This is a genomic window from Streptomyces sp. NPDC054813, from assembly GCF_053611365.1.
Genome location: NZ_JBSHAF010000005.1, coordinates 443,303 through 466,426 on the forward strand (window position 1 = coordinate 443,303; position 23,124 = coordinate 466,426).

The 23,124-nt window shown below is 71.8% G+C and carries 21 protein-coding genes; 6 read left to right on the forward strand and 15 right to left on the reverse strand.

All coding sequences use genetic code 11. From position 1 onward, the window contains the following. Window positions 1–129: 129 nt before the first annotated feature. Window positions 130–1,482: a class II 3-deoxy-7-phosphoheptulonate synthase gene (locus ACWGJB_RS12930; protein WP_453380219.1), complete on the reverse strand. Its 1,353-nt coding sequence runs from the start codon at window positions 1,480–1,482 to the stop codon at window positions 130–132. A 105-nt stretch (window positions 1,483–1,587) separates the two neighbouring features. On the opposite strand from ACWGJB_RS12930, the gene ACWGJB_RS12935 reads away from it, so the two are divergent. Then, entirely contained in the window at window positions 1,588–1,644 is a 57-nt protein-coding gene (locus tag ACWGJB_RS12935; protein ID WP_453380291.1) for a trp operon leader peptide, read from the forward strand. Window positions 1,645–1,742: 98 nt separating this feature from the next. After that, complete coding sequence (locus ACWGJB_RS12940) at window positions 1,743–3,623, forward strand: anthranilate synthase family protein (protein WP_453380220.1); 1,881 nt, start codon at window positions 1,743–1,745, stop codon at window positions 3,621–3,623. A gap of 114 nt (window positions 3,624–3,737) precedes the next feature. On the opposite strand, the gene ACWGJB_RS12945 is transcribed toward ACWGJB_RS12940, so the two are convergent. From ACWGJB_RS12945 to ACWGJB_RS12960, 4 genes are all read right to left on the reverse strand, one after another. Then, window positions 3,738–4,766: a 6-phosphofructokinase gene (locus ACWGJB_RS12945; RefSeq protein WP_453380221.1), complete on the reverse strand. Its 1,029-nt coding sequence runs from the start codon at window positions 4,764–4,766 to the stop codon at window positions 3,738–3,740. Between the two features lie 135 nt (window positions 4,767–4,901). Next, entirely contained in the window at window positions 4,902–5,576 is a 675-nt protein-coding gene (locus tag ACWGJB_RS12950) for a response regulator (protein WP_453380222.1), read from the reverse strand. Then, complete coding sequence (gene macS, locus ACWGJB_RS12955) at window positions 5,573–6,787, reverse strand: MacS family sensor histidine kinase (protein ID WP_453380223.1); 1,215 nt, start codon at window positions 6,785–6,787, stop codon at window positions 5,573–5,575. Before macS ends, ACWGJB_RS12950 begins: the two co-directional genes overlap by 4 nt. Before the next feature lie 43 nt (window positions 6,788–6,830). Beyond that, window positions 6,831–7,553, reverse strand: a complete 723-nt coding sequence (locus ACWGJB_RS12960; RefSeq protein WP_453380224.1) for a lysophospholipid acyltransferase family protein — start codon at window positions 7,551–7,553, stop codon at window positions 6,831–6,833. Window positions 7,554–7,733: 180 nt separating this feature from the next. Here ACWGJB_RS12960 and ACWGJB_RS12965 point away from each other — a divergent pair, with 180 nt between their 5' ends. Together ACWGJB_RS12965 and ACWGJB_RS12970 are read left to right on the forward strand one after the other, a co-directional pair. Continuing rightward, window positions 7,734–8,513, forward strand: coding sequence for an alpha/beta hydrolase (locus ACWGJB_RS12965; RefSeq protein WP_453380225.1), 780 nt, complete (start codon window positions 7,734–7,736; stop codon window positions 8,511–8,513). Next, window positions 8,506–9,069: a hypothetical protein gene (locus ACWGJB_RS12970; RefSeq protein ID WP_453380226.1), complete on the forward strand. Its 564-nt coding sequence runs from the start codon at window positions 8,506–8,508 to the stop codon at window positions 9,067–9,069. The genes ACWGJB_RS12965 and ACWGJB_RS12970 overlap by 8 nt, the downstream gene beginning before the upstream one ends. A 159-nt stretch (window positions 9,070–9,228) precedes the next feature. Here ACWGJB_RS12970 and ACWGJB_RS12975 read toward each other — a convergent pair whose 3' ends face one another. The 6 genes from ACWGJB_RS12975 to ACWGJB_RS13000 form a co-directional block, all read right to left on the reverse strand. Continuing rightward, window positions 9,229–9,981, reverse strand: coding sequence for an endonuclease/exonuclease/phosphatase family protein (locus ACWGJB_RS12975; protein ID WP_453380227.1), 753 nt, complete (start codon window positions 9,979–9,981; stop codon window positions 9,229–9,231). Window positions 9,982–10,145: 164 nt separating this feature from the next. Further along, window positions 10,146–11,099, reverse strand: a complete 954-nt coding sequence (locus ACWGJB_RS12980) for an ROK family glucokinase (RefSeq protein WP_453380228.1) — start codon at window positions 11,097–11,099, stop codon at window positions 10,146–10,148. 55 nt (window positions 11,100–11,154) lie between these two features. After that, complete coding sequence (locus tag ACWGJB_RS12985; RefSeq protein ID WP_453380229.1) at window positions 11,155–11,616, reverse strand: DUF5304 domain-containing protein; 462 nt, start codon at window positions 11,614–11,616, stop codon at window positions 11,155–11,157. Window positions 11,617–11,679: 63 nt separating this feature from the next. Further along, window positions 11,680–12,834 carry an ArsA family ATPase gene (locus ACWGJB_RS12990; protein ID WP_453380230.1) on the reverse strand — a complete coding sequence of 385 codons (1,155 nt, stop codon included), beginning with the start codon at window positions 12,832–12,834 and terminating at the stop codon, window positions 11,680–11,682. 206 nt (window positions 12,835–13,040) lie between these two features. Then, entirely contained in the window at window positions 13,041–13,481 is a 441-nt protein-coding gene (locus tag ACWGJB_RS12995; RefSeq protein ID WP_453380231.1) for an SRPBCC family protein, read from the reverse strand. Between the two features lie 134 nt (window positions 13,482–13,615). Next, window positions 13,616–14,413: a metallophosphoesterase family protein gene (locus ACWGJB_RS13000; protein ID WP_453380232.1), complete on the reverse strand. Its 798-nt coding sequence runs from the start codon at window positions 14,411–14,413 to the stop codon at window positions 13,616–13,618. A 316-nt stretch (window positions 14,414–14,729) separates the two neighbouring features. On the opposite strand from ACWGJB_RS13000, the gene ACWGJB_RS13005 reads away from it, so the two are divergent. Next, a complete protein-coding gene (locus ACWGJB_RS13005; protein WP_453380233.1) occupies window positions 14,730–16,526 on the forward strand; it encodes an AMP-dependent synthetase/ligase in 1,797 nt (598 codons plus the stop codon). Between the two features lie 37 nt (window positions 16,527–16,563). On the opposite strand, the gene ACWGJB_RS13010 is transcribed toward ACWGJB_RS13005, so the two are convergent. Both ACWGJB_RS13010 and ACWGJB_RS13015 read right to left on the reverse strand, forming a co-directional pair. Next, on the reverse strand, window positions 16,564–18,198 hold the full coding sequence (locus tag ACWGJB_RS13010) for a GMC oxidoreductase (protein WP_453380234.1): 1,635 nt from the start codon (window positions 18,196–18,198) through the stop codon (window positions 16,564–16,566). Window positions 18,199–18,274: 76 nt separating this feature from the next. Further along, a complete protein-coding gene (locus ACWGJB_RS13015) occupies window positions 18,275–19,417 on the reverse strand; it encodes a glycosyltransferase family 4 protein (RefSeq protein ID WP_453380235.1) in 1,143 nt (380 codons plus the stop codon). 111 nt (window positions 19,418–19,528) lie between these two features. Here ACWGJB_RS13015 and ACWGJB_RS13020 point away from each other — a divergent pair, with 111 nt between their 5' ends. Beyond that, window positions 19,529–20,764, forward strand: a complete 1,236-nt coding sequence (locus ACWGJB_RS13020; RefSeq protein WP_453380236.1) for a glycosyltransferase 87 family protein — start codon at window positions 19,529–19,531, stop codon at window positions 20,762–20,764. A gap of 12 nt (window positions 20,765–20,776) precedes the next feature. On the opposite strand, the gene ACWGJB_RS13025 is transcribed toward ACWGJB_RS13020, so the two are convergent. Further along, window positions 20,777–21,937, reverse strand: coding sequence for a hypothetical protein (locus ACWGJB_RS13025; RefSeq protein ID WP_453380237.1), 1,161 nt, complete (start codon window positions 21,935–21,937; stop codon window positions 20,777–20,779). 66 nt (window positions 21,938–22,003) lie between these two features. Then, window positions 22,004–23,020 (reverse strand): NlpC/P60 family protein, encoded by a 1,017-nt coding sequence (locus ACWGJB_RS13030; protein WP_453380238.1) that lies wholly within the window; start codon window positions 23,018–23,020, stop codon window positions 22,004–22,006. Window positions 23,021–23,124 lie beyond the last annotated feature (104 nt).

Here is a 23,124-nt window from a genome sequence, read left to right on the forward strand (position 1 = left end):
GGGGGCCCCCCCGCTTCCTATGGGGCTCAAAAAAAAAACCCCCCCCCCCCGGGGGGCCCCCGCCGCGGGGGGGGGGGGCGGCCCCCCCCCCCCCCCCCCCCCCACTTCCCGCGAGACTCCCCGCGAGGCCTACTGGTCGCGGTACATCTCCGCGACGAGGAACGCCAGGTCGAGGGACTGGCTGCGGTTCAGGCGCGGGTCGCAGGCCGTCTCGTAACGCTGGTGCAGGTCGTCGACGAAGATCTCGTCGCCGCCGCCCACGCACTCGGTGACATCGTCGCCGGTGAGCTCGACATGGATGCCACCCGGGTGGGTGCCCAGGGCCTTGTGGACCTCGAAGAAGCCCTTGACCTCGTCGAGCACGTCGTCGAAGCGGCGGGTCTTGTGACCCGAGGCCGCCTCGTACGTGTTGCCGTGCATCGGGTCGGTGATCCAGGCGACGGTGGCGCCCGAGGCGGTGACCTTCTCGACCAGCTCGGGAAGCTTGTCGCGGACCTTGTCCGCGCCCATCCGGACGACGAAGGTCAGCCGGCCAGGCTCGCGGTCCGGGTCGAGGCGGTCGATGTACTTCAGCGCGTCCTCGGCCGTGGTCGTCGGGCCGAGCTTGAGGCCGATCGGGTTGCGGATCTTCGAGGCGAACTCAATGTGCGCGCCGTCCAGCTGCCGGGTGCGCTCACCGATCCACACCATGTGCGCCGAGACGTCGTACAGCTTGCCGGTGCGGGAGTCGACCCTGGTCAGGGCGGACTCGTAGTCCAGCAGCAGCGCCTCGTGCGAGGAGAAGAACTCGACCGTCTTGAACTCCTCCGGCTCCGCGCCGCAGGCCCGCATGAAGTTCAGCGCGTTGTCGATCTCACGGGCGAGCTGCTCGTAGCGCTGGCCCGACGGGGAGGACTTCACGAAGTCCTGGTTCCAGGCGTGCACCTGACGCAGGTCCGCGTAACCACCGGTGGTGAAGGCACGCACCAGGTTCAGCGTCGAGGCGGACGCGTTGTACATCCGCTTCAGCCGCTCGGGGTCCGGGACGCGGGAGGCCTCGTCGAACGCGAAGCCGTTGACGGAGTCGCCCCGGTAGGTCGGCAGCGTCACCCCGTTGCGGGTCTCGGTCGACTTGGAGCGCGGCTTGCTGTACTGGCCGGCGATCCGGCCCACCTTCACCACCGGGACGGACGCGGCGTACGTCAGCACGGCGCCCATCTGGAGGAGGGTCTTGAGCTTGTTGCGGATGTGGTCGGCCGACACCGCGTCGAAGGCCTCGGCGCAGTCGCCGCCCTGGAGGAGGAACGCCTCTCCCTTGGCGACCGCCGCCATCCGGGCGCGCAGCTGGTCGCACTCGCCCGCGAAGACGAGCGGCGGATACGACTCCAGCTCCGCAACAACTGCGCGCAGAGCCTCGGGGTCGGGGTACTCGGGCTGCTGCGCCGCGGGCAGGTCTCGCCAGGTGTTGCCGGCGCTCGGGCCGGTCTTAGCGTTCACGGTCACCCTCTAAACATTACGGGGTCGTGTCGACTGTTTTTTCCCTGGCTCGACTGGTGAGACGGAGTGATTGCCCTGTGGACGGAGTGCGTGGTGCGGTAGGGTCTCCGCATGCTCGCGCTTTCGAACCAGAACTGGTGGTGGACCGCTTCTCCGGCGGCCCACTGACTGCGCGTACGCAAGACTTCGCGAAGGCCGCCCGAGGGGCGGCCTTCGGCGTTTCCGGGGCCGTTCCTCTCCCACCTGCAAGGGATCGCAGAGGAATCATGGACCTGACCCAGCTGCTCCACGACAACCGCCCGTTCGCCCTGCTCCGCCGCCGTACCCCCGGCCACGACGAGAGCACGGTGGAGGTGCTGCTCGGCCCGGTCACCGCCCGTGACCGGCTGGCCGCACTGCCCGAGGAAGGGCTCGCGCTGGTGCCCTTCCGGCAGATCCGCGAGCGCGGCTTCGACGTCCGCGACGACGGCACGCCCCTGCTGGTCCTCACCCCCGAGGAGACCCACACCCTGCCGCTGGCGGACGCCCTGGCCCAGCTGCCGGCGCACGCGGTGCGGGTCGAGGACGGGGGCTTCGACGTCGACGACGACGAGTACGCGGAGATCGTCGGCCGGGTGCTGCGCGAGGAGATCGGCCGGGGCGAGGGCGCGAACTTCGTGATCCGGCGGACGTACCAGGGCCGGATCCCGGGCTTCGGCCGGGCCGACGCGCTCGCGCTGTTCCGGCGGCTCCTGGAGGGCGAGCGGGGCGCGTACTGGACGTTCGTGGTGCACACCGGGGACCGGACCCTGGTCGGCGCCAGTCCTGAGGTGCACGTCCGGATGTCCGGCGGCACGGTGGTCATGAACCCGATCAGCGGGACGTACCGCTATCCGGCCGAGGGGCCCACCCCGGAGCATCTGCTCGGCTTCCTCGCCGACGGCAAGGAGATCGAGGAGCTGTCGATGGTCGTCGACGAGGAGCTCAAGATGATGTGCACGGTGGGTGACATGGGGGGCGTGGTGGTCGGGCCCCGGCTCAAGGAGATGGCCCACCTCGCGCACACGGAGTACGAGCTGCGCGGCCGGTCCTCGCTGGATGTGCGGGAGGTCCTGAAGGAGACCATGTTCGCGGCGACCGTCACGGGCTCCCCGGTGCAGAACGCCTGCCGGGTGATCGAGCGCCACGAGGTCGGGGGGCGTGGCTACTACGCGGGTGCGCTGGCCCTGCTCGGCCGGGACTCCGGCGGCGCCCAGACCCTGGACTCCCCCATCCTGATCCGCACCGCGGACATCTCCTCGGAGGGCCGGCTGCGGGTCCCGGTCGGCGCCACGCTGGTGCGCGGCTCGGACCCGGCGGGCGAGGTCGAGGAGACGCACGCGAAGGCGGCGGGGGTCCTCGCGGCTCTCGGGGTACGACCGGCTCGGCTGCGTACCGAGGGAACGCGCCCCCGGCTGGCCGACGACCCCCGGGTGCGGGCCGCGCTGGACGGGCGCCGGGCCGCGCTGGCGCCGTTCTGGCTGCGGATGCAGGAGCGGACCGGGGAGCCGGCCGGGCACGCGCTGGTGGTGGACGGCGAGGACACGTTCACGGCGATGCTCGCGCACATGCTGCGGGCGGGCGGGCTCGACGTCACCGTCCGGCGCTACGACGAGCCCGGGCTGCGGGCCGCGGTGCTCACGCACGAGGGGCCGGTGGTGCTGGGCCCGGGGCCCGGTGACCCGTCCGACCTGGACGATCCGAAGATGCGGTTCCTGCGGAAGCTCACGGCGACCGTGATCCGGGAGCACCGGCACGGGGTGCTGGGCGTCTGCCTGGGGCACGAGCTGATCGCGGCCGAGCTGGGCCTGGACATCGTACGGAAGGAAGTGCCCTACCAGGGGGCGCAGACGACCGTGGACCTGTTCGGGCGCCCGGAGACGGTCGGCTTCTACAACAGCTTCGTGGCCCGCTGCGAGGACGACGCGGCGCGGGAGCTGGCCGCGCACGGCGTGGAGGTGAGCCGGGCGGCCGACGACGAGGTGCACGCCGTACGGGGGCCGGGGTTCGCCGGGGTGCAGTTCCACCCGGAGTCGGTGCTCACGCTGAACGGCGCCGCCGTGGTGCGGGAGCTGATCGGTCAGGTGCGCGGCACCAGCACGTTCTCCGAGCGGCGGCCGACCCGGTAGTCCAGGACGTCCGGGACAGCAGGGTCGAACCGGCCACGGAGAGCCCGTGCCGTCACGGTGACCGTGACGGCACGCGGCCGTACCACGAGGTGCGTGGGGAACGGGATCCGGCGGTCAGCCGAAGAACACGCCGACCTCTTCGTACAGCTTCGGGTCGACGGTCTTCAGCCGGGCCGTGGCCTCCGCGATCGGCACCCGGACGATGTCGGTGCCGCGCAGCGCGACCATCTTGCCGAAGTCGCCGTCGCGGACGGCGTCGATGGCGTGCAGGCCGAAGCGGGTGGCCAGCCAGCGGTCGAAGGCGCTGGGCGTGCCCCCGCGCTGGATGTGCCCGAGGACGGTGGTCCTGGCCTCCTTGCCGGTGCGCTTCTCCAGCTCCTTGGCCAGCCACTCGCCGACCCCGGAGAGCCTCACGTGCCCGAAGGAGTCCAGCGACTCGTCCTTGAGCACCATGTCGCCGTCCTTGGGCATGGCACCCTCGGCGACGACCACGATCGGGGCGTACGACGCCTTGAACCGGGACGTGATCCAGGCGCACACCTGGTCGACGTCGAAGCGCTGCTCGGGGATGAGGATGACGTTGGCGCCGCCCGCGAGCCCGGAGTGCAGGGCGATCCAGCCGGTGTGCCGGCCCATCACCTCGCAGACCAGGATCCGCATGTGCGACTCGGCGGTGGTGTGCAGCCGGTCGATGGCCTCGGTGGCGATCCCCACCGCGGTGTCGAAGCCGAAGGTGTAGTCGGTGGCGGACAGGTCGTTGTCGATGGTCTTCGGTACGCCGACGACGGGCACGCCGTACTCGTCGGTGAGGCGGGCGGCCACGCCCAGGGTGTCCTCGCCGCCGATCGCGATGAGCGCCCCGACCTCCTGCTTGGCGAGGTTGTCCTTGATCCGCCGGATGCCGTCCTCCTGCTTGAGCGGGTTGGTCCGCGAGGAGCCGAGGATGGTGCCGCCGCGGGGCAGGATGCCGCGCACGGCGGGGATGTCGAGGCGGACGGTGTCGCCCTCGAGGGGTCCTCGCCAGCCGTCCCGGAAGCCGACGAAGTCATAGCCGTACTCCTGCACGCCCTTGCGGACGATGCCCCGGATGACGGCGTTGAGCCCGGGGCAGTCGCCGCCTCCGGTCAGTACTCCGACCCGCATGGAAATGTCCCTTCGCCGCGGTTGCCTGGTGGGGCTCACGCTAGTGGTGATCCAGGTCACACAGGGATGGGCGCGGAAGGGCAATTCCGGTGAATTGTCGGGCGGTTGGTTTACGTCCGGGCCGCGAAGATCAGATCAGCCGCCTTCCGGACCGTCGTCGAGACCGCGCTCTATGGCGTATCTGACCAGCTCCACCCTGTTGTGCAACTGGAGCTTGCCGAGGGTGTTCTGGACGTGGTTCTGGACCGTGCGGTGCGAGATGACCAGCCGCTCGGCGATCTGCTTGTAGCTCAGGCCCTTGGCGACCAGCCGCAGCACCTCGGTCTCGCGGTCGGTGAGCCGGGGCGCGTCGGGACCACCGGCGTCCGCGGCCGGCACCGGCTCGGAGGCCAGCCGGCGGTACTCGCCGAGCACCAGACCGGCGAGGCCCGGCGTGAACACCGGGTCGCCGACGGCGGTACGGCGGACCGCGTCCAGCAACTCCTCGGTCGAGGCCGACTTCAGGAGGTAGCCGGTCGCGCCGGACTTCACCGCCTCCAGGACGTCCGCGTGCTCCCCGCTCGCCGAGAGCACCAGCACGCGCAACGCCGGGTTGTGGCCGACGAGTTCCTTGCAGACCTGGACGCCGGGCTTGGCGGGCAGGTTGAGGTCCAGGACGAGGACGTCGGGCGCGGCCGCCTTGGCGCGGCGCACCGCCTGCTCGCCGTCCCCCGCGGTGGCGACCACCTCGAGACCGGACTCGGCCAGATCCCGGGCGACCGCGTCGCGCCACATGGGGTGGTCGTCGACCACCATGACCCTGATGCTCATCGCCGCTCCGCCTTCCCCAGGGAGACCTTCGGTACTTTCAGCTCTACTTCCGTGCCCTGCCCGGGAGTCGAGAACAGCTCGGCGCTGCCGCCGAGGTCGCGCAGCCGTCCCCGGATCGACTGGGCCACCCCGAGCCGCCCCTCCCCCTCGGCCTGGGCGAGCCGGCCCTCCGGGATGCCGGGGCCGTCGTCCCGTACGGTCACCACGATCTCGTCGGGCTCGTCCTCGACCAGGATCCAGGCCCGCGCCCCGTCCCCCGCGTGACTGCGCACATTGTCCAGGGCGGCACCGACGGCGGCCGCCAGCTCGCGCGCCGCACCCGGCGGCAGCTCCACCGGCGCACCGGGCTCGGCCAGACTCACCCGCGCTCCGGCGTACGGCGCGAGCAGCGCGCGCAGGTCGACGGGACCGGCGTCGTCCGGCTCCTCGACGAGGCGCACGACCGCACCCTCGGCCGCGTCCTCGGAGGCCCGGGAGAGCGGCACCAGACCACCGGAGACCAGGGTGCGCAGCGCCACCTCCTGCTCCCCCGCCATCCGGCCCAGTGCGGCCGCCTCGCCGCCGAGGACCGCGCCGCGCCGCTGCACCATCGCCAGCACCTGGAGCACGCCGTCGTGGATGTCCCGGGCGAGCCGCTCCCGCTCCCGGGTCGCCGCCTCGATCTCCAGGGCGCGGGCCAGGGTGCGCTCGGAGGCGCGGGCCACCTCGACGACGTACCCGATGGCGATGGAGGCGACCCAGACCAGGATCACGTTGTGGACGGTGTCGCGGGCCGGGTGGCCACGCTCGATCAGATTGGCGGCGGCGACCGGCGTGGAGGCGAACGCGGCCCAGCGCCAGCCGCCCTTGAGGGCGTAGGCGAGGACCGAGCCGGCGGTCCATATCGACGGCAGGGTCGGGCCGCCGCGGTCGATGTGCGACTGGGTGACCACCCAGGGGGTCAGCACGATGCCGGTGAGCGCGATCGCGAGGTCGACGGCGAGGAAGCGCTTGGTGCAGGCGGCCGCGTTCTGCACGCGGGGCAGGGTCGCCAGCGTCCAGACGGTCAGGACGGCGTAGTAGGCGATCGCGACACCCGGACGGTCGTAGTCGTCGTAGGCGGACGCGAACAGGCCGATCGCGTACAGCAGGGTCAGCACGCGGTAGCCGGTGAGGGCACGCCACAGCGGCAGCTCGACCGACATCCGTATGACGCGTTCCCGCTTTGTCATCTCCCCCAGTCCCCCCGGTCCCCCAGTCCCCCTTGCCGCCGGTCTAGGACTCGGTGGCCTTCTTCTCGGCCCGCGCCGCCTCCTTCTCGGCCTTGGCGGCCTCCGCGATCCGCCGCTTGGCCGCGGTCGCGTAGATGTCGACGTACTCCTGGCCGGAGAGCTTCATGATCTCGTACATGACCTCGTCGGTCACCGCGCGCAGCACGAACCGGTCGTGCTCCATGCCCTGGTAACGACTGAAGTCCAGCGGCTTGCCGATCCGGATGCCCGGCCGCATCAGCTTGGGCATCACCTGCCCCGGCGGCTGGATCTTCTCCGTGTCGATCATGGCGACCGGGACGACCGGGGCGCCCGTCGCGAGCGCCACGCGCGCGAGGCCGCCGGGCTTGCCCCGGTAGAGACGGCCGTCGGGCGAGCGGGTGCCCTCCGGGTAGATGCCGAACAGCTCGCCGCGCTCCAGCACGTCGATGCCGCTCCGCACCGCCGCCTCACCGGCGCCGCGCCCGCCGGAGCGGTCCACCGGGAGCTGGCCGACGCCCTTGAAGAAGGCGGCCGTGAGGCGGCCCTTCACGCCGGGCGTGGTGAAGTACTCGGCCTTCGCGATGAAGGTGACCTTGCGGTCCAGCACCGCGGGCAGGAAGAACGAGTCCGAGAAGGACAGGTGGTTACTCGCCAGGATCGCCGGGCCTTCGGCCGGGACGTTCTCCAGGCCCTCCACCCAGGGCCTGAAGGTGACCTTCAGCGGTCCCCCGATAGCGACCTTCATCGCGCCGTACAACAACCGAGTGCCTCCCGTTTCCGTCGATGAGACCTTAACCCGGAGCGCCGGGAATGGCCCCGACGACCCTGGTCGGTGTCAGTGCCGTCGCGTACGGTGAAACACATCCGAAGTCGTCGTTCGGGCCTCTCTCAGTTCCTGCCCCCTCTCATGAATTGGAGACCGAAGGTGCCGGTTCTCCCCGGAGCCGAGCCGTACCGCCATGACGGCGGGGAGGTCGGTGTCCTGCTCTGTCACGGTTTCACCGGCTCGCCCCAGTCGCTGCGCCCCTGGGCGGAGCACCACGCGGCACACGGCCTGACCGTGGCCCTGCCCCTGCTGCCCGGGCACGGCACCCGCTGGGAGGACATGCAGGTCACCGGCTGGCAGGACTGGTACGCGGAGGTGGACCGCGAGCTGCGGCTGCTGCGCGAGCGCTGCTCCCAGGTGTTCGTGGCCGGCCTGTCCATGGGCGGCACCCTGGCGCTGCGGCTCGCCGCCAAGAACGGGACGGGTGTGGACGGTGTGGTGATCGTCAACCCGGCGAACAAGGTGCACGGGCTGTCCGCGTACGCCCTTCCGGTGGCCCGGCATCTCGTCCGCACGACGCCGGGCATCGCCAGTGACATCGCCAAGCCGGGCGCCGCCGAGGTGGGGTACGACCGGGTGCCGCTGCATGCCGCGCACTCGCTGCGGAACTTCTTCCGCCGGGTGGACGGCGAGCTTCCGCAGGTGACCCAGCCGCTGCTGCTGCTGCACAGCACCCAGGACCATGTGGTTCCGGCGGTGGATTCGGCCCGGATCCTGAGCCGGGTGTCCTCCACGGACGTAACCGAGGTAGTGCTGGAACAGAGTTACCACGTGGCGACGTTGGACCACGATGCGGACCGGATCTTCGAGGAGAGCCTCGCCTTCATCGGCCGGCTCGCACCCAGTGTCGGCAAGGAAGGGACGGCCGCAGTTGGCTGAGCACGACTCCGACCGCGAGGACCGCGAGCCGGACGAGAAAGGGGTTCCCTTCGACGAGGCGGCCGCCTGGGCGGCGATCGTCGCGGGGTACGGCGAGGAGCCGCCGGACCCGCCGGGCGCCTCGCCCTACAAGCCGGTGGAGGACCTGGCGCTGCCGGCCATGGAGGAGGACGCCGCCGAACCCGGGGCGGCCGAGGAGCAGCGGCCCGCGCAGCCCCTGGGCGGCTCCGTCTCCTTCGCGCCCGGGGTGGGCCCGCGTGACTACACCGCGCCGGAGCCGTCCGAGGACGACTTCGACGATGACGACGAGGGGCACTTCGTGCCGCCCGAGCCGCCGCCGCTGCCGGACTCCGACACGACCGCCAGGTTCGCCTGGCTGGGCGTGGTCGGCGGTCCGATCCTGCTCCTGCTCGCGGTGCTGCTCGGCTGGGACATGACCTGGTGGCTGGCGACGCTGGGGATCGGCGGGTTCCTCGGCGGCTTCGTCACCCTGGTGACCCGGATGAAGACGGACGACGACGAGGACGGCGACCCAGGGCGCGGTGCCGTGGTCTGAGACTCACCGAGACCGAGGCTCCCTGCTAGGACGCCGGGATTCCGAGGGCGGCCAGGACGGCAGATGGGCAGAGCCTCCCGACGCCGCCCTCGCACTGCTCGGCCCGGGGGCCTCGCAGGCTTCGGGCGGCTGCACCGGACTCCGTCCGGCGGCTCCGGTTCAGGCCACGGGCACCCGAAGCGCGGCCAGGACGGGCAAGTGGTCCGTTGCCCTGGTGAGGTCGGCGTCGGTCACGCCCGGCTGCTCCAGGGGCACCCCGCAGCCGAGCACCTCGATGCCCTTCGTCGCGAAGATCGCGTCGATGCGCTGGTGGGGGTCGGTGGACCAGGAGGTGAACTCGCCGCCCCAGGGTGCGGTGGTACGGCAGTCCTGGAAGGCGTCGGCCAGGCGGCGGAAGGTGCGGCCGTCGGGGCGGTCGTTGAGGTCGCCGCCGGCGATGGCGTGCTCCACGCCCATGCCGGCGACCCGGTCGAGGAGCATGCCGCCCTGCTCGTAGCGCTCCTCCTGCTGAAGGCTGAGGTGGAAGCTGGTGACGCCGAGACGGACGCCGCCGAACCGGACGACGGCGGTCGCGAAGCCGCGGCGGTGCAGGCCGGGGGTGAGGGGCAGGAGGACGTCCTCGGTGCGCTCCACGGTGGCGCGCAGGTCGCAGAGGACGGCAGGGCCGGCCGCGGTCGCTCCGCCGGTGAGGATCACCAGGTCGGAGGCGGCGGCCAGGCGGGCGAGCTTCTTGCGCCAGCGGAAGAACCGGGGGGCTTCCTGGATCAGGACCAGGTCGGGGGCGCAGGCCTTGATGACACGGGCCAGGGCCCGGGTGTCGTCCCGCATGGAGCGGAGGTTGTAGCTGAGGACGCGGATGACGGCGGAACCGTCGGGCTCTGTGTGGGAGTTGGGGAGCGACACGGTTGCCATGCCGTCAATTTACGACACGAGGGAGTTGGGGCGCCCGATGGGGCGGGGCGCGAGCCAGGTGCGCGACGCCGGCCTCGTCGTGGCCGGTCGCGCCCGCGCGGCGGTAGCCGCATATCGACTACCGCCCCGCGCCCCCCAAAAAAAGTGGGACCAGTGGACGGCGATCACATGATCGGGTCGGGCTCCCGGGCCAGGTCCGCCGCGCCCACCAGGCCTGCATCGTTGCCCAGCTGGGCGGCGATGACCTCGGCCACCGGCCGCCAGTTGCCGCCTACCAGCCAGCGCTTGTAGGACTTGCGGATCGGGTCCAGGACCAGTTCGCCCTCGTCGGAGAGGCCGCCGCCGACGATGAAGGCGGAGGGGTCGAAGAGGGAGGCCAGGTCGGCGAGGCCGGCGCCGGCCCAGCGGGCGAGCTCGCGGTAGGAGTCGACGGCCACCGGGTCGCCCTGGCGGGCGGCCACCGAGATGTGCTTGCCCTCGATGCCCTCGGGGGTGCCGTCCCCGAGGGCGAGCAGGACCTCGGCGCTCTCGGGGGTGGCGTTGGCGCGCTGCTTGGCGTAGCGGACGAGGGCGCGGCCGGAGGCGTACTGCTCCCAGCAGCCCTGCGAGCCGCAGCCGCACAGCAGCCCGTCCGGAACCATGCGGATGTGACCGAACTCGGCGGCGACGCCGAAGTGCCCGCGGCGCAGCTTGTTGCCGATGATGATGCCGCCGCCGAGGCCGGTGCCGAGCGTGATGCAGATGACGTTGCGGTGGCCCTTGCCGGCGCCGAACTTGTACTCGCCCCAGGCGGCGGCGTTGGCGTCGTTCTCCACGACCACGGGGAGGCCGACGCGGGCCTCGACCTTCTCCTTCAACGGCTCCTGTCGCCAGTCGATGTTGGGCGCGAAGTAGACCGTGGAGCGCTGCCGGTTCACATAGCCGGCGGCACCGATGCCCACGCCGACGATCTCGTGCCCGGCGCGCGCACCCTCTACGGCGGAAGCAATGGCGTCCACGATGCCCTCGGGCGTGCCCGGGGTCGGCACCTTGTGGGTCGAGAGGATGTTGCCTTCCTCATCGACCACGCCGGCCGCGATCTTCGTGCCGCCGATGTCGACGCCGATGGTGAGTCCCATGAATCCCTCAGTTTCGGTCGAGCCCCGCTACGGCCAACCGTACCCGAGGGGGCCGTCAGTCGAGGTCGATGCGTTCGCCGGGGCCGGGGTCGTCGCCCTTGTCGTGGCCGCCGGAGGCCCAGCGGGTCTCCTGGGCCTGGACCGCGGAGCGGTAGGCGGCGAGGAGCTCGCTGCCGGCCGCGGCCAGGTGGTCGAAGACGTCGGGGTTGCGCTCTATGACGGGCTCGACGGCGTTCTTCGCCTGCTGCACGACCTGCCGGACCACCTGCTGGGCGGCGGGCCCGGCGACCGCCCCGAGGAGCGGGGTCTGGATGCCGGAGAGCTTGTCGGCGACGACGTCGACGAGCTTGCGCAGTTCCTCGGCGGCCGACCCCGGGGTCGGGCCGTACTGGGCACGGCGGCGGGCCTTCTCCGACTCCAGGTCCTCGGCACAGGCCGTGGCCCAGGCGTCGTCGTCGGTCGCTCGTACGTCGTCCGCGGCCTCGGAGGCGTCGGCTGTGGGGCGCTCTTCGCTCATGACGGACTCCTGACTACGGTTCGTCTCTACGACGTTACCCGAACGGGCGTACCGGATTCACCGTCAGCGCGGCCACAGATCCGGGTCCGGCGCGAAGCGCAGCCGCAGCTCGCCGTCGCGCAGCGCGGCCCCGGCGACGGTGCAGCGGCGCAGGGCCGACGGCAGCGCGACGATCCGGCGGAAGCCGCCGACGGTGATCACGAGTTCGTCGCCGCGCCGGACGAGGTCGAGGCCGTCCCGTATCGCGCCGGGCAGCGGGATGTGCCAGACGAGGACACCGTCCTCCTCGATACGGTCGGCGACGGGCCACTCGACCGGTGCGGGCGCGATGTTGACGCCGGGCACGGCGAGCGCCGCGAGGTCCTCGGTACCGCGCGGGTCGTGCCCGAGGTGGGGCACGGCGGTGACGTCGAACGTCTCCGCCCAGTCGTCGAGGGCCTTGCGCTGCTGCGCGACGAGGCCGTGCAGCGGGGTGTCCTCGGGCAGCACGCGGTTGGCGACCAGGGCCTCGGTGCGCAGGCCGCGCAGGGCAAGGCCGAGGCGGGCGGTGCGGACCGCGTCGGCGCCGGCCGGGCCGGGCTCGGCGACCAGGCGTACGGCGGTGTGGCGGTCGGCGAGGACGGCCTCCACGGCGGCCAGCTCGACGTCCCAGCGGGCGGCCGTCTCGTAGAGCCAGTCGGCGGGCATGGGAACGCCGGCCAGCCGGCCGAGGACCGGGCGCAGGGCGCGGGCCGCCTGCCGCTCGGGCGGCAGCAGCCGGCGCAGGTAGCGGCGCAGCTCCTCGGGGAGGGCGAGCAGGGCGAGGGCGTGCGGGGCGGGCGGGAGGTCCACGACGAGCAGCTCGTACCGCTCGGAGAGGGCGGCGTCGCGCAGGGCGCGCAGGAGGGACAGCTCCTCGGCGCCGGGCAGCGGGGTGAGCTCCTCGGCGTCCAGGCGGGAGGCGCCCAGCAGGTCGAGGACGCCCGCGGCGCGGCTCTGGAAGTCGGTGAGGTCCTCCCGGAACCGGGCGGCCGCGTCGGGGCGCCAGGCGGTGAGGGTGGGCGTGACCTGTCTCGGCGCCGGTCCTGTCGCCGTGCCCAGGGCCGCGCCGAGGGTGTCCGTGCGGTCGGCGCCGAGCAGGAGGGTCGGGGTGCCCTCGCCCGCCGCGCGCAGAGCGGTGGCCGCGGCGACGGCCGTACGGCCACTGCCGCCGGGGCCGGTGATCAGGAGGGTGCGCATGAGGGTGAACCGTAACTGAAGCGGACCTTGCTCGAAGGCGCTCGGCGGAGGGGGGGCACTTACCGGCGCTTGCAGGGTGCCGCCGCGCCCACCCGTGCCGCCCTGCGGCCCGCCTGCCCGCAGCTATGGAGCCGACGCGACTGCAGCGCCCCGACAGGGGCGCGGGGAACTGCGCGACCAGCCCCCACTCACCCGCAGCCGAACGACTACGCGCCCGCCTCCACACGCTTCTTCAGTCCCGCCAGAGCACGGTCGATGATGACCTTCTCCGCCTTGCGCTTGATCATCCCGAGCATCGGGATCTTCACGTCCACCGTAAGCGAGTAGGTGACCTCGGTCGCCCCGGCGCCCGCCGGCTTCAGCAGGTACGACCCGTCCAGCGACCGCAGCATCTGGGACTTCACCAGCGTCCAGGACACCTCGTTGTCACCGGTCCACGTGTACCCCAGCGTCTGGTCGTCCTTGATCGCACCCGCGTCCATGACGAGGCGGACCTCCTCGGCCCGGCCCTTCGCGTCGGTCTTCAGCACCTCCGCCTCCTTCACCTCACCGGTCCAGTCCGGGTAACGGGCGAAGTCGGCGATCACCGCCATGACGTCGGCCGGGGCCGCCTCGATCGTGATGCTCGAGCTGGTGTGTTCCGCCATCGCCGTGGCTCCTCCAGATGCGGGCCGGTGAGACCGGTACAAGGGGTCTCCGTGCGCGAGCGTGCGCACGCGTGTGCAGCGTGAAGGCTACCGCGCGTCCGACCAGGCGACTTCACCCCCGTCCGGGGCCGTCGTCACCATTCCAGCGCCCAGGGCCGGCCGGTACCCGCGAAGTGCCCTACGTTCACGCACTCGGTGGCCCCGATCCGCATCCGCTTCACCAGTGGCTGGTGGACATGTCCGAAGAGCGAGTAACGCGGCCTGGTGCGCCGGATGGCGTCGAGCAGCGCCCGGCTGCCCCGTTCGAAACGGCGCGCCACCGTGTCGTACACCAACTCCGGCACCTCCGGCGGAATGTGCGTGCACAGCACGTCGACCTCGCCGAGCGCCTCGATCTTGGCCGCGTACTCCTCGTCGGAGACCTCGTAGGGGGTGCGCATCGGCGTCCGCAGCCCGCCGCCCACGAAGCCGAAGACCCGGCCGCCGATCTCCGCCCGCTGGCCGTCGAGGATCGTGGTGCCCGGTCCCGCGTACTCCGGCCAGAGCGGCGGGATGTCGACATTGCCGTAGGTGGCGTACGTCGGGGTCGGGAACGCCGCGAACATCTCGGCGTACTGCTTGCGCACCGCCTTCTCGATCGCGGTCGCCCGGTCCATGCCGATCCCGCCCCACAGCCGGGCCCCCAGCTCCCGGGCCTCCTCGAAGCGGCGCGCGGTGCGGAGTTCGACGAGGCGGTCGGCGTTCTCGACGCCGAACAGGTCGGGGAAGATGCCGCGCGAGTGGTCGGCGTAGTCGAGGAAGAGGACCAGGTCGCCGAGGCAGATCAGGGCGTCGGCGCCGTCGCCGGCTCTGGCCAGGTCACGGGCGTTGCCGTGGACGTCGCTGACCACGTGGACGCGGGTCGTTCGGTTGCCGGAGGGTGTGGCTGCCATGGTGATCAAGCGTAGGCCTGTGCGGCAAACGTGAACAGGCGGTGGCCGGACCTGGGGTTACTGGTCAGCCACTAAAGCCGTGGACTACCGTACGCAAAGGAACACCAACCTGTGTGACGCACCGAACATCTCGCCGGGACCCCCTGTCGAAGAAGCCATACCGACGGGTAACGTCCGGGCAGTCCAGTCGTGCTCAGGATTTCAACCAACGGATCATGTGGCCCGTGGCGAAGCCCTGAGTACCTGCCCGAGCCTTGGACCGCACCGTCGCATCGCACAACGTCGTGGCGCCGGCGCCCTATGAGGAGCAGCAGTCTTGCGCGAGTTCAGCCTTCCGGCTTTGTACGAGGTCCCCGCGGACGGCAATCTGACCGACATCGTCCGCAGAAACGCCGCGCAGCATCCCGATGTCGCCGTCATGGCCCGCAAGGTCGGTGGTGTCTGGCAGGACGTGACCGCCACCACCTTCCTGACCGAGGTGCACGCGGCCGCCAAGGGTCTGATCGCCTCCGGCGTGCAGCCGGGCGACCGGGTCGGCCTGATGTCCCGCACCCGCTACGAGTGGACGCTCCTCGACTTCGCGATCTGGTGCGCCGGCGCGGTCACCGTGCCGGTGTACGAGACCAGCTCGCCGGAGCAGGTGCAGTGGATCCTCAGCGACTCCGGCGCCACCGCCTGTGTCGTCGAACTCGACACTCATGTGGCCGCCGTCGAGTCGGTGCGCGAGACGCTGCCGGCCCTCAAGCACGTCTGGCAGATCGAGGCCGGCGGCCTGGAGGAGCTGGGCCGGCTCGGCCAGGGCGTCACGGACGCGACCGTCGAGGAGCGCAGCTCGCAGGCGAAGGCGGACGACCCGGCGACCATCGTCTACACCTCGGGGACGACGGGCCGTCCCAAGGGGTGCGTCCTCACCCACCGCAACTTCTTCGCCGAGTGCGGCAACATCGTGGAGCGCCTGCGTCCGCTGTTCCGCACCGGTGAGTGCAGTGTGCTCCTCTTCCTTCCGCTCGCCCACGTCTTCGGCCGGCTCGTGCAGATCGCCCCGATGATGGCGCCGATCAAGCTGGGCTGCGTCCCGGACATCAAGAACCTCACCGACGAGCTGGCCGCGTTCCGGCCGACGCTGGTCCTCGGCGTCCCGCGGGTCTTCGAGAAGGTCTACAACTCGGCTCGCGCCAAGGCGCAGGCGGACGGCAAGGGCAAGATCTTCGACAAGGCCGCGGACACCGCGATCGCGTACAGCAAGGCGCTGGACACGCCGTCGGGCGCGTCCCTCGGCCTGAAGATCAAGCACAAGACCTTCGACAAACTCGTCTACAGCAAGCTGCGTGCGGTGCTCGGCGGCCGGGGCGAATATGCGATTTCCGGCGGCGCCCCCCTTGGCGAGCGCCTGGGTCACTTCTTCCGCGGCATCGGCTTCACGGTCCTGGAGGGCTACGGCCTGACCGAGTCCTGTGCCGCGACCGCGTTCAACCCCTGGGACCGGCAGAAGATCGGCACGGTCGGCCAGCCGCTGCCCGGCTCGGTGATCCGGATCGCGGACGACGGCGAGGTGCTGCTGCACGGCGAGCACCTGTTCCGGGAGTACTGGAACAACCCCGGCGCGACCGCCGAGGCGCTGGCCGACGGCTGGTTCCACACCGGCGACATCGGCACCCTGGACGAGGACGGCTACCTCAGGATCACCGGCCGCAAGAAGGAGATCATCGTCACCGCGGGCGGCAAGAACGTCGCCCCGGCCGTGATCGAGGACCGCATCCGCGCGCACGCGCTGGTCGCGGAGTGCATGGTGGTCGGCGACGGGCGGCCGTTCGTGGCCGCGCTGGTCACCATCGACGACGAGTTCCTGGGCCGCTGGGCGGCCGAGCACGGAAAGCCGGCGGGTTCCACCGCGGCGTCGCTGCGTGACGACCCGGATCTGATCGCGGCGATCCAGGACGCTGTCGACGACGGCAACGCCGCGGTGTCGAAGGCGGAATCGGTGCGGAAGTTCCGCATTCTGTCCTCCCAGTTCTCGGAGGAGTCGGGCCACCTGACGCCGTCCCTGAAGCTCAAGCGCAATGTGGTGGCGAAGGACTACGCGGACGAGATCGAGGCCCTCTACCAGAAGTAGAGCGGCACTTGCCCCAGCTGTCCGCTCACGTCTCCGCTCACAGGTCCTCGGCGAGAACCCGTTCCATCGTCCGCTCGGCGAGCGCGGTGATGGTCACGAACGGGTTCACGCCGATGTTCCCGGGCACCAGTGAGCCGTCCGTGACGTACAGCTTCGGATACCCCTTCACCCGGCCGTAGTCGTCGGTCGCCTTGCCCAGCACGCAGCCGCCCAGCGGGTGGTAGCAGAAGTCGTCCGCGAACACCTTGCCGGCCGAGCCGAACAGGTCGTACCGGTAGATCGTGGCGTTGGCCAGGTTGATCCGGTCGAACAGTTTCTTGGCCATGGCGACCGAGACCGCGCTCTGGGCCGCGGTCCAGCCCAGCTTCACCCCGTCGCTCGCGGCGTCGTAGGTGAAGGAGGCCCGTTGCGGGTTCTTGGTGATCGCCAGGTACAGGCTGACCCAGGTCTCGAACCCGATGGGCAGCGGGGCGATCTCCGCGAAGACCGGGTTGTCGGTGTTGGCCCAGTCGTCGATGCCCATCACCGGCATGGTCGCCTGGTTGGCCCCGGTGGTGTCCCAGATGTGGTTGGCGCGCCCGAGCATGGTGTTGCCGTTGGTGCTCCATCCGGCGCCGACACTGGAGTCGAGCGCGGGCAGCGCCCCGGTGTCCCGGGCCCGTACGAGCAGTTCGGTGGTCCCGAGGCTCCCGCCGCCGAGGAACAGGTAGGTACAGCTGTACTGCTTGCTCTCGACGACGGCCCCGGTCACGTCGATCCGGTCGACGCCGAGCAGCCAGCTCCCGTCGGCCGCCCGGCTGATGGACCGCACCTTCTCCATGGTGTGGATGGTGAGGTTGCCGGTGCCGAGGGCGGCGGCGAGGTAGGTCTTGTCGAGGCTCTTCTTGCCGTAGTTGTTGCCGTAGATGACCTCCTGGGCGAGCGCGGACCTGGTGGCGGTGCCGGCGGCTTCCTTCTGCATGTACCCGAAGTCGTAGACGTTGGGTACGAAGGTGGTCTTGAGGCCGGTGTTGGCGGCGGCCTTCCTGGAGGTCCGGGTGAACTGGTACCACTCGGTCGACTCGAACCAGGTGGCGTCGACGGTATTGACGCCGAGCATGGAACGGGCGCGCGGGTAGTACGTGTTGTACATCGCGCTCGCGTCCACGGTCGGGAACTGCTCGGTGAAGTACGACTGGAGCGGGGTGACCGCCATCCCCCCGTTGACCAGCGAGCCCCCGCCCACACCGCGCCCGACGTACACGGACATGTTGGCGTAGTGCACCCGGTCCAGGACGCCGGGATAGGGGGTGATGTCCTTGTTGACGACGTCCAGCCAGAGGAAGCTGGCGAGCGGGGCCTCCGTGCGGGACTTGAACCACATGGATCTCTTGTCCGGGGCGGCGGTGGAGCAGAAGATCTTGCCGTCGGAGCCGGCCGTGTTCCACAGCTGCCCCATCTCGATCATCAGGGTCCGCACGCCGGCCTGCCCGAGCCGGAGCGCGGCCACGGCCCCGCCGTACCCGGAACCGACCACGATCGCGGGCGCGTTGTCGACGGCGGCCGCCTCCTCTGCGGCCTGCGCCGACTGGAGCCCGACTCGGGTGAGACCGGCCGCGGCGGCGGTCTGGAGGGCGATCACGCCCAGGATGTGACGTCTGGTCAGCTGACGCTGCATCAGTTTTGCTGTCATGCGCGCAGCATGTGCGGATTTTCCGGTTCCGCCTAGAGGTACGGCGCCCTTTGCCGCGACCCCTTGAACCTGCCTTTTACAAAAGCTCCTTGAGCCGCTCCGCCAGCAGGTCCCACCGCCACTTCTCCTCGACCCACAACCGCCCCCGCTCCCCCATCCGCCGCCGTAGCTCCGCATCCCCCAGCAGCACGACGATCCGCTCGGCGGCCTCCTCCGCCGTGCCGCCCCGCACCACCCACCCGGTCTCTCCGTCCAGCACCGCGTCGGGCGCCCCGCCGGAGTCCCCCGCCACCACCGGCAGCCCGGTGGCCGAGGCCTCCAGGTACACGATCCCCAGCCCCTCCACGTCCAGGCCGCCCCGCCGGGTCCGGCAGGGCATCGCGAAGACGTCACCCGCGCCGTAGTGCGCGGGCAGCTCGGCCCACGGCACGGCCCCCGTGAACCGCACCGACGCCTCGACCCCCGTCTCGCGGGCCAGCCGCCGCAGCTGCTTCTCGTACGGGCCGCCGCCCACGATCAGCAGCACCGCGTCCGGCTGGGCGGCCAGGATCAGCGGCATCGCGAGGATCAGCGTGTCCTGCCCCTTGCGCGGCACCAGCCTCGACACGCACACGACCACCGGCCGGTCGCTCAGCCCCAGCCGCGCCCGCACCTCGGCACCCCCGGACCCGGGATGGAACGTCTTCTCGTCCACCCCCGGCGGCAGCTGCACCATCCGCCCGGCCGCGGCCGGACCGAGCGCGGGGGCGATCCGCGAGCGGGTGTACTCGCCGAGATACGTGATCGTGTCGGTCGCCTCGCCGATCCGCCCGAGCAGCTGCCGGGCGGCGGGCAACTGGGCCCAGCCCGCCTCGTGCCCGTGGGTGGTGGCGACCAGCCGCTGGGCCCCGGCCTTCCGCAGCGCCGGCGCCATCAGACCGAGCGGAGCCGCCGCCCCGAACCACACGGACGTGCATCCGTGCTCCCGGAGCAGCCCGACCGCCGTCCGGGTCGCCCCCGGCGTGGGCAGCAGCATCGTCGTACGGTCGCGTACGACGGTGAAGGGCTGCTCCGCGTCGAAGGCGGCGGTGGCCTCGACGCCCTCCCGGCTCCGCTTCCACGTGGACGCGTAGACGACGAGCCGCTCCGGGTCCAGCCGCAGGGCCATGTTGTGCAGGAAGGCCTGGATGCCGCCCGGCCGGGGCGGGAAGTCATTGGTCACGATGAGCGTCTTGTGCATCGCGGCCGACCCTACCCGCACAGTGTGTTCGGCCGTGCTTCATGGCCCTCGCACAGGGCGTCGGGAGATCATGTGACGCACTCCCAGGCAGGGCGACGGACAGGGGCTCAGGTGGACAGGACGGGCGAGAGGCGTGCCCTGGCGTTGCTGCTGGTCGTCTGGGGTGCCACCCGGCTGGCGCTGCTGCTGTCCGTGCTGAAGGTGTTCGTGTTCCCGGGCGCGGACGTCACGACCGACGTGTCGGTGATCTACCAGGGGTGGTACGAGGTCCTCCGGCACGGAACCTTCCCTCTGGACGACGTCACCTGGCAGTACCCGCCCGCGGCCGCCCTGGCGATCCTCGCCCCCGGGCTGCTGCCCTTCCTGGACTACCCGACCGCCTTCTTCGTGCTGGCCTTCCTGGCCGACCTGGTGGTGCTCTCCCTGCTCCTCTACACGGGCCTGCGGCCCGGCCGGACCCTGCGCGGCGCCTGGCTCTGGGTGCTCGGCGTGCCGCTGCTCGGGCCGACCGTCTACTCCCGCTACGACCTGATGGTCACCGCCGTCGCCGTGGCCGCGCTGCTCGCCGGAGCCCGGCACCCCCGGCTGACGGGCGCGCTGGCCGGCTTCGGCGCGATGGTCAAGGTGTGGCCGGCGCTGCTGCTGGTGGGTGCCGTACGACGGCGGGCCTGGGTGTCGGCTGCGGTCACGGCGGGCCTGGTCGGGGCGGTGTTCGCGGTGGCCATGCCCGGCGCGTTCGCCTTCCTGACCTTCCAGCGGGACCGGGGCACCGAGGTGGAGTCGCTGGGCGCGCTGGTCCTGCACATCGCCCGGCACTACGGCTGGCAGGGCGAGGTGCTGCTGAACTACGGCTCGATCGAATTCCTCGGCCCGCAGGTGAAGGCGGTGAGCGCGGCGGCCCTGGTGCTGACCGCGTGCGCCTTCGGCTGGCTGCTGCTGTGGCGGCTGCGCGCGGCCCGCTTCCGGTCCCACACGCTCGCGGACGCCGCCTTCACGGCCGTCCTGATGTTCACGGTCACCAGCCGGGTGATCAGCCCGCAGTACATGGTGTGGCTGGTGGGCCTGGCCGCCGTCTGCCTCTGCTTCCGGGCCGGCCGGATGACCCTGCCGGCCGTCCTGCTCCTCCTGGCCACCTTCGTGACGGTCCTGGAGTTCCCGGTCGGCTTCTCGCACGTCGTGGTGAGCGACTGGTACGGCATCACCCTGCTGCTCCTGCGCAACGGCCTGCTGGTCGCGGCGACGGTCACGGCGGCCCGGCAGCTGTGGCGCTCCACGGCGACCGAGGCCCCGGGCGCTCCGCTGCCCGCTCAGGCCGCCCACGCGAAGGAGACCTCGGTCCCCTCCTGAGCGCGGGCCGGTTCAGTCGCCGAGCCGGTCCGTCAGGTAGTCACGCCAGCGTGCGGTGAAGTCCGGCAGGGTGGTGCCGAGTTCCGTGCGCAGCGCGTCCTCGACGGCGCCGGTGCGGCCCTGGTGGGCGCCGACGGCCCGGTAGAAGGCGCCGAGCCGCTCCTCGCCCCAGTGGGCGGCGATCATCCGGCAGGCCAGCCAGCCGCCCTCGTAGGCCTCGGCCAGCTTGGTGGGGTCGTCGGTGAAGCCGAAGTCCTTGTCCTCCGGGAGGTCCTCGGGCAGGTCCCCGTCCCGCACGGCGCGGGCCAGTTCCGGTGCGGCCTCGGTGGGCGTACGGCCGCTGTCGAGATAGCCGATCCAGTCGGCGTACCCCTCGGAGAGCCAGAGCGGGGTGGCGGCCGAGGTGTGGGCGCGGGTGGCGACATGGGTCGTCTCGTGGGTGAGGACCACCTGCTTGCCGACCGGGCCGAGGACGGCGTACGCCTCCGGGTTGAGGATGACCCGGTCCGCCGGGGCCTGGCCGGAGCCTCCCACCTCGCCGGTGGTGACGGCGGCGATGCCCCGGTAGTTGGAGGCGGGGGCGCCCAGCAGGCCCGCCATGCCGTTCAGCGACTTGGGTACGACCAGGACCACCCGCTGGGTCCACTCCGTGCCCCATGCCTTGGAGACCTCGGGGACGGCGGTGTCGGCGAGGCCGGCGTAGTCCCGCAGGGTGTCCCTGGACTGGCCTACGCCGAGCACCAGGCTGTGCGCGCCCTCGACGGCCGTCACGGTGCCCTGGTCCCACAGCTGCTGCCCGGCGTTCGCGGCGGGCTTGTCGGTGGTGACGTACCAGTGGCCGTCGGCGGTGCGGCTGAGGGTCAGGGCGCGGTCGGTGGTGACCGGGGCCCTGTCGTAGCCCTGGATGCGGTAGCTGAGCCGGGCGTCGGCGGTGGCCTCGGCGCCGTCCGGGTGGAGGGCGGTCAGCCGGTAGCTCCAGTCCGCGAGCGGTACGGCCCGCAGGTTCGCGTACGAGGTCCGGGTGCCGGTCTCGGTGTAGGCCCGCTCGTCATGGCCGAGGACGGCGGCCGCGCGCCGGTCCAGGACCTGCTGCACCTCGGCCATCGCCGAACCGGTCGCCGCCTGCCCGCCGCCGCATCCCGTCAGCGGCAGGAGCAGCAGACACAGTCCCACCGCTCCTGAGCGCCACGCCCGCCTGCCACCAGCCACTTTCCGATCGTACGGTCCGGGGCCCGAAAGTCAGGGCCGGGTGACGGAGGAGATGGGCATCATCCCGACCGGGTCGTAGCGGACCGGGGCACCCGGGTAGGGGGCGTGGATGACCTGACCGTTGCCGACGTACATCCCCACATGGCTGGCGTCGGAGCGGTAGACGACCAGGTCACCGGGTTGCGCCTGGGAGAGCGGTACCTGGTGGCCGGCGTAGCGCTGCTCCTGCGAGGTGCGCGGCAGCTGGATGCCGGCGTGCGCGTACGACCACTGCATCAGGCCCGAGCAGTCGAAGCCGGAGGGGCCGCTGGCGCCCCACACGTACGGCTTGCCGAGGGCGGCGCGGGCGGCGGCCACCGCGGCGGCGGCGCGGCCGTCGGGGGCGCCGGCACCGGAGAGGTCGGGCAGGTCGGCGCGGTCGTCGCCCCGGGAGGCGTGCTCGAAGGCGGCGCGGTCGGCGGCGGGCAGCGCGTTGAGCAGCCGTCGGGCGGTGGCGAGCTTCTTCTCCACGGTGGCCTTGTGGGAGGCGACCGCCCTGCGGCTGCGCTCCAGCTCGGCGAGCTTGCCGGTGGCCTCGTTGCGCTCCTGGGCGAGTTCGCGCATCGCCGCCTGGAGCTCCCTGAGCTGCCCGGCCTGGCGGACGTCGATGCGGTCGAGGAGGGACGCCCGGTCGAGGTAGTCCTCGGGGTCGTCGGAGAAGAGCAGGGCGACGGTGGGGTCGATGCCGCCGGAGCGGTACTGGGCGCCGGCCAGTGAACCGAGGGTCTCCCGCATGGCGTTGATGCTCTGCTGCTGGCGGGCGATGCGGTCCTGGGCGTCGTTCACCTCGCGGCGCAGCGCACCGGCCCGCTCATCGGCCTTGTTGTAGGCCTCGGTCGCCTCCTCGGCCTGCTGGTACAGCCGGTCCACCTCGGCGCGGGTGTGCCCGTGCGGGGCCGCGCTCGCGGGTACGGCGCCGAGCGCGGCCGCCGCGGTGGACAGCGCGCAGAGGGCGGCACCGGCGCCCCGGTTGAACCCGGACGGTGCGAGACGGCGGTGAAACCCCACGGTGGTCCTTCTGCCGGCGGACGGGTACCGCTTCCTCCGGCGCCGAGGACGGGGATGCCCCGGCACCGGAGGAAACGCGGCAGACAGTAGCCGTGCGAACACGC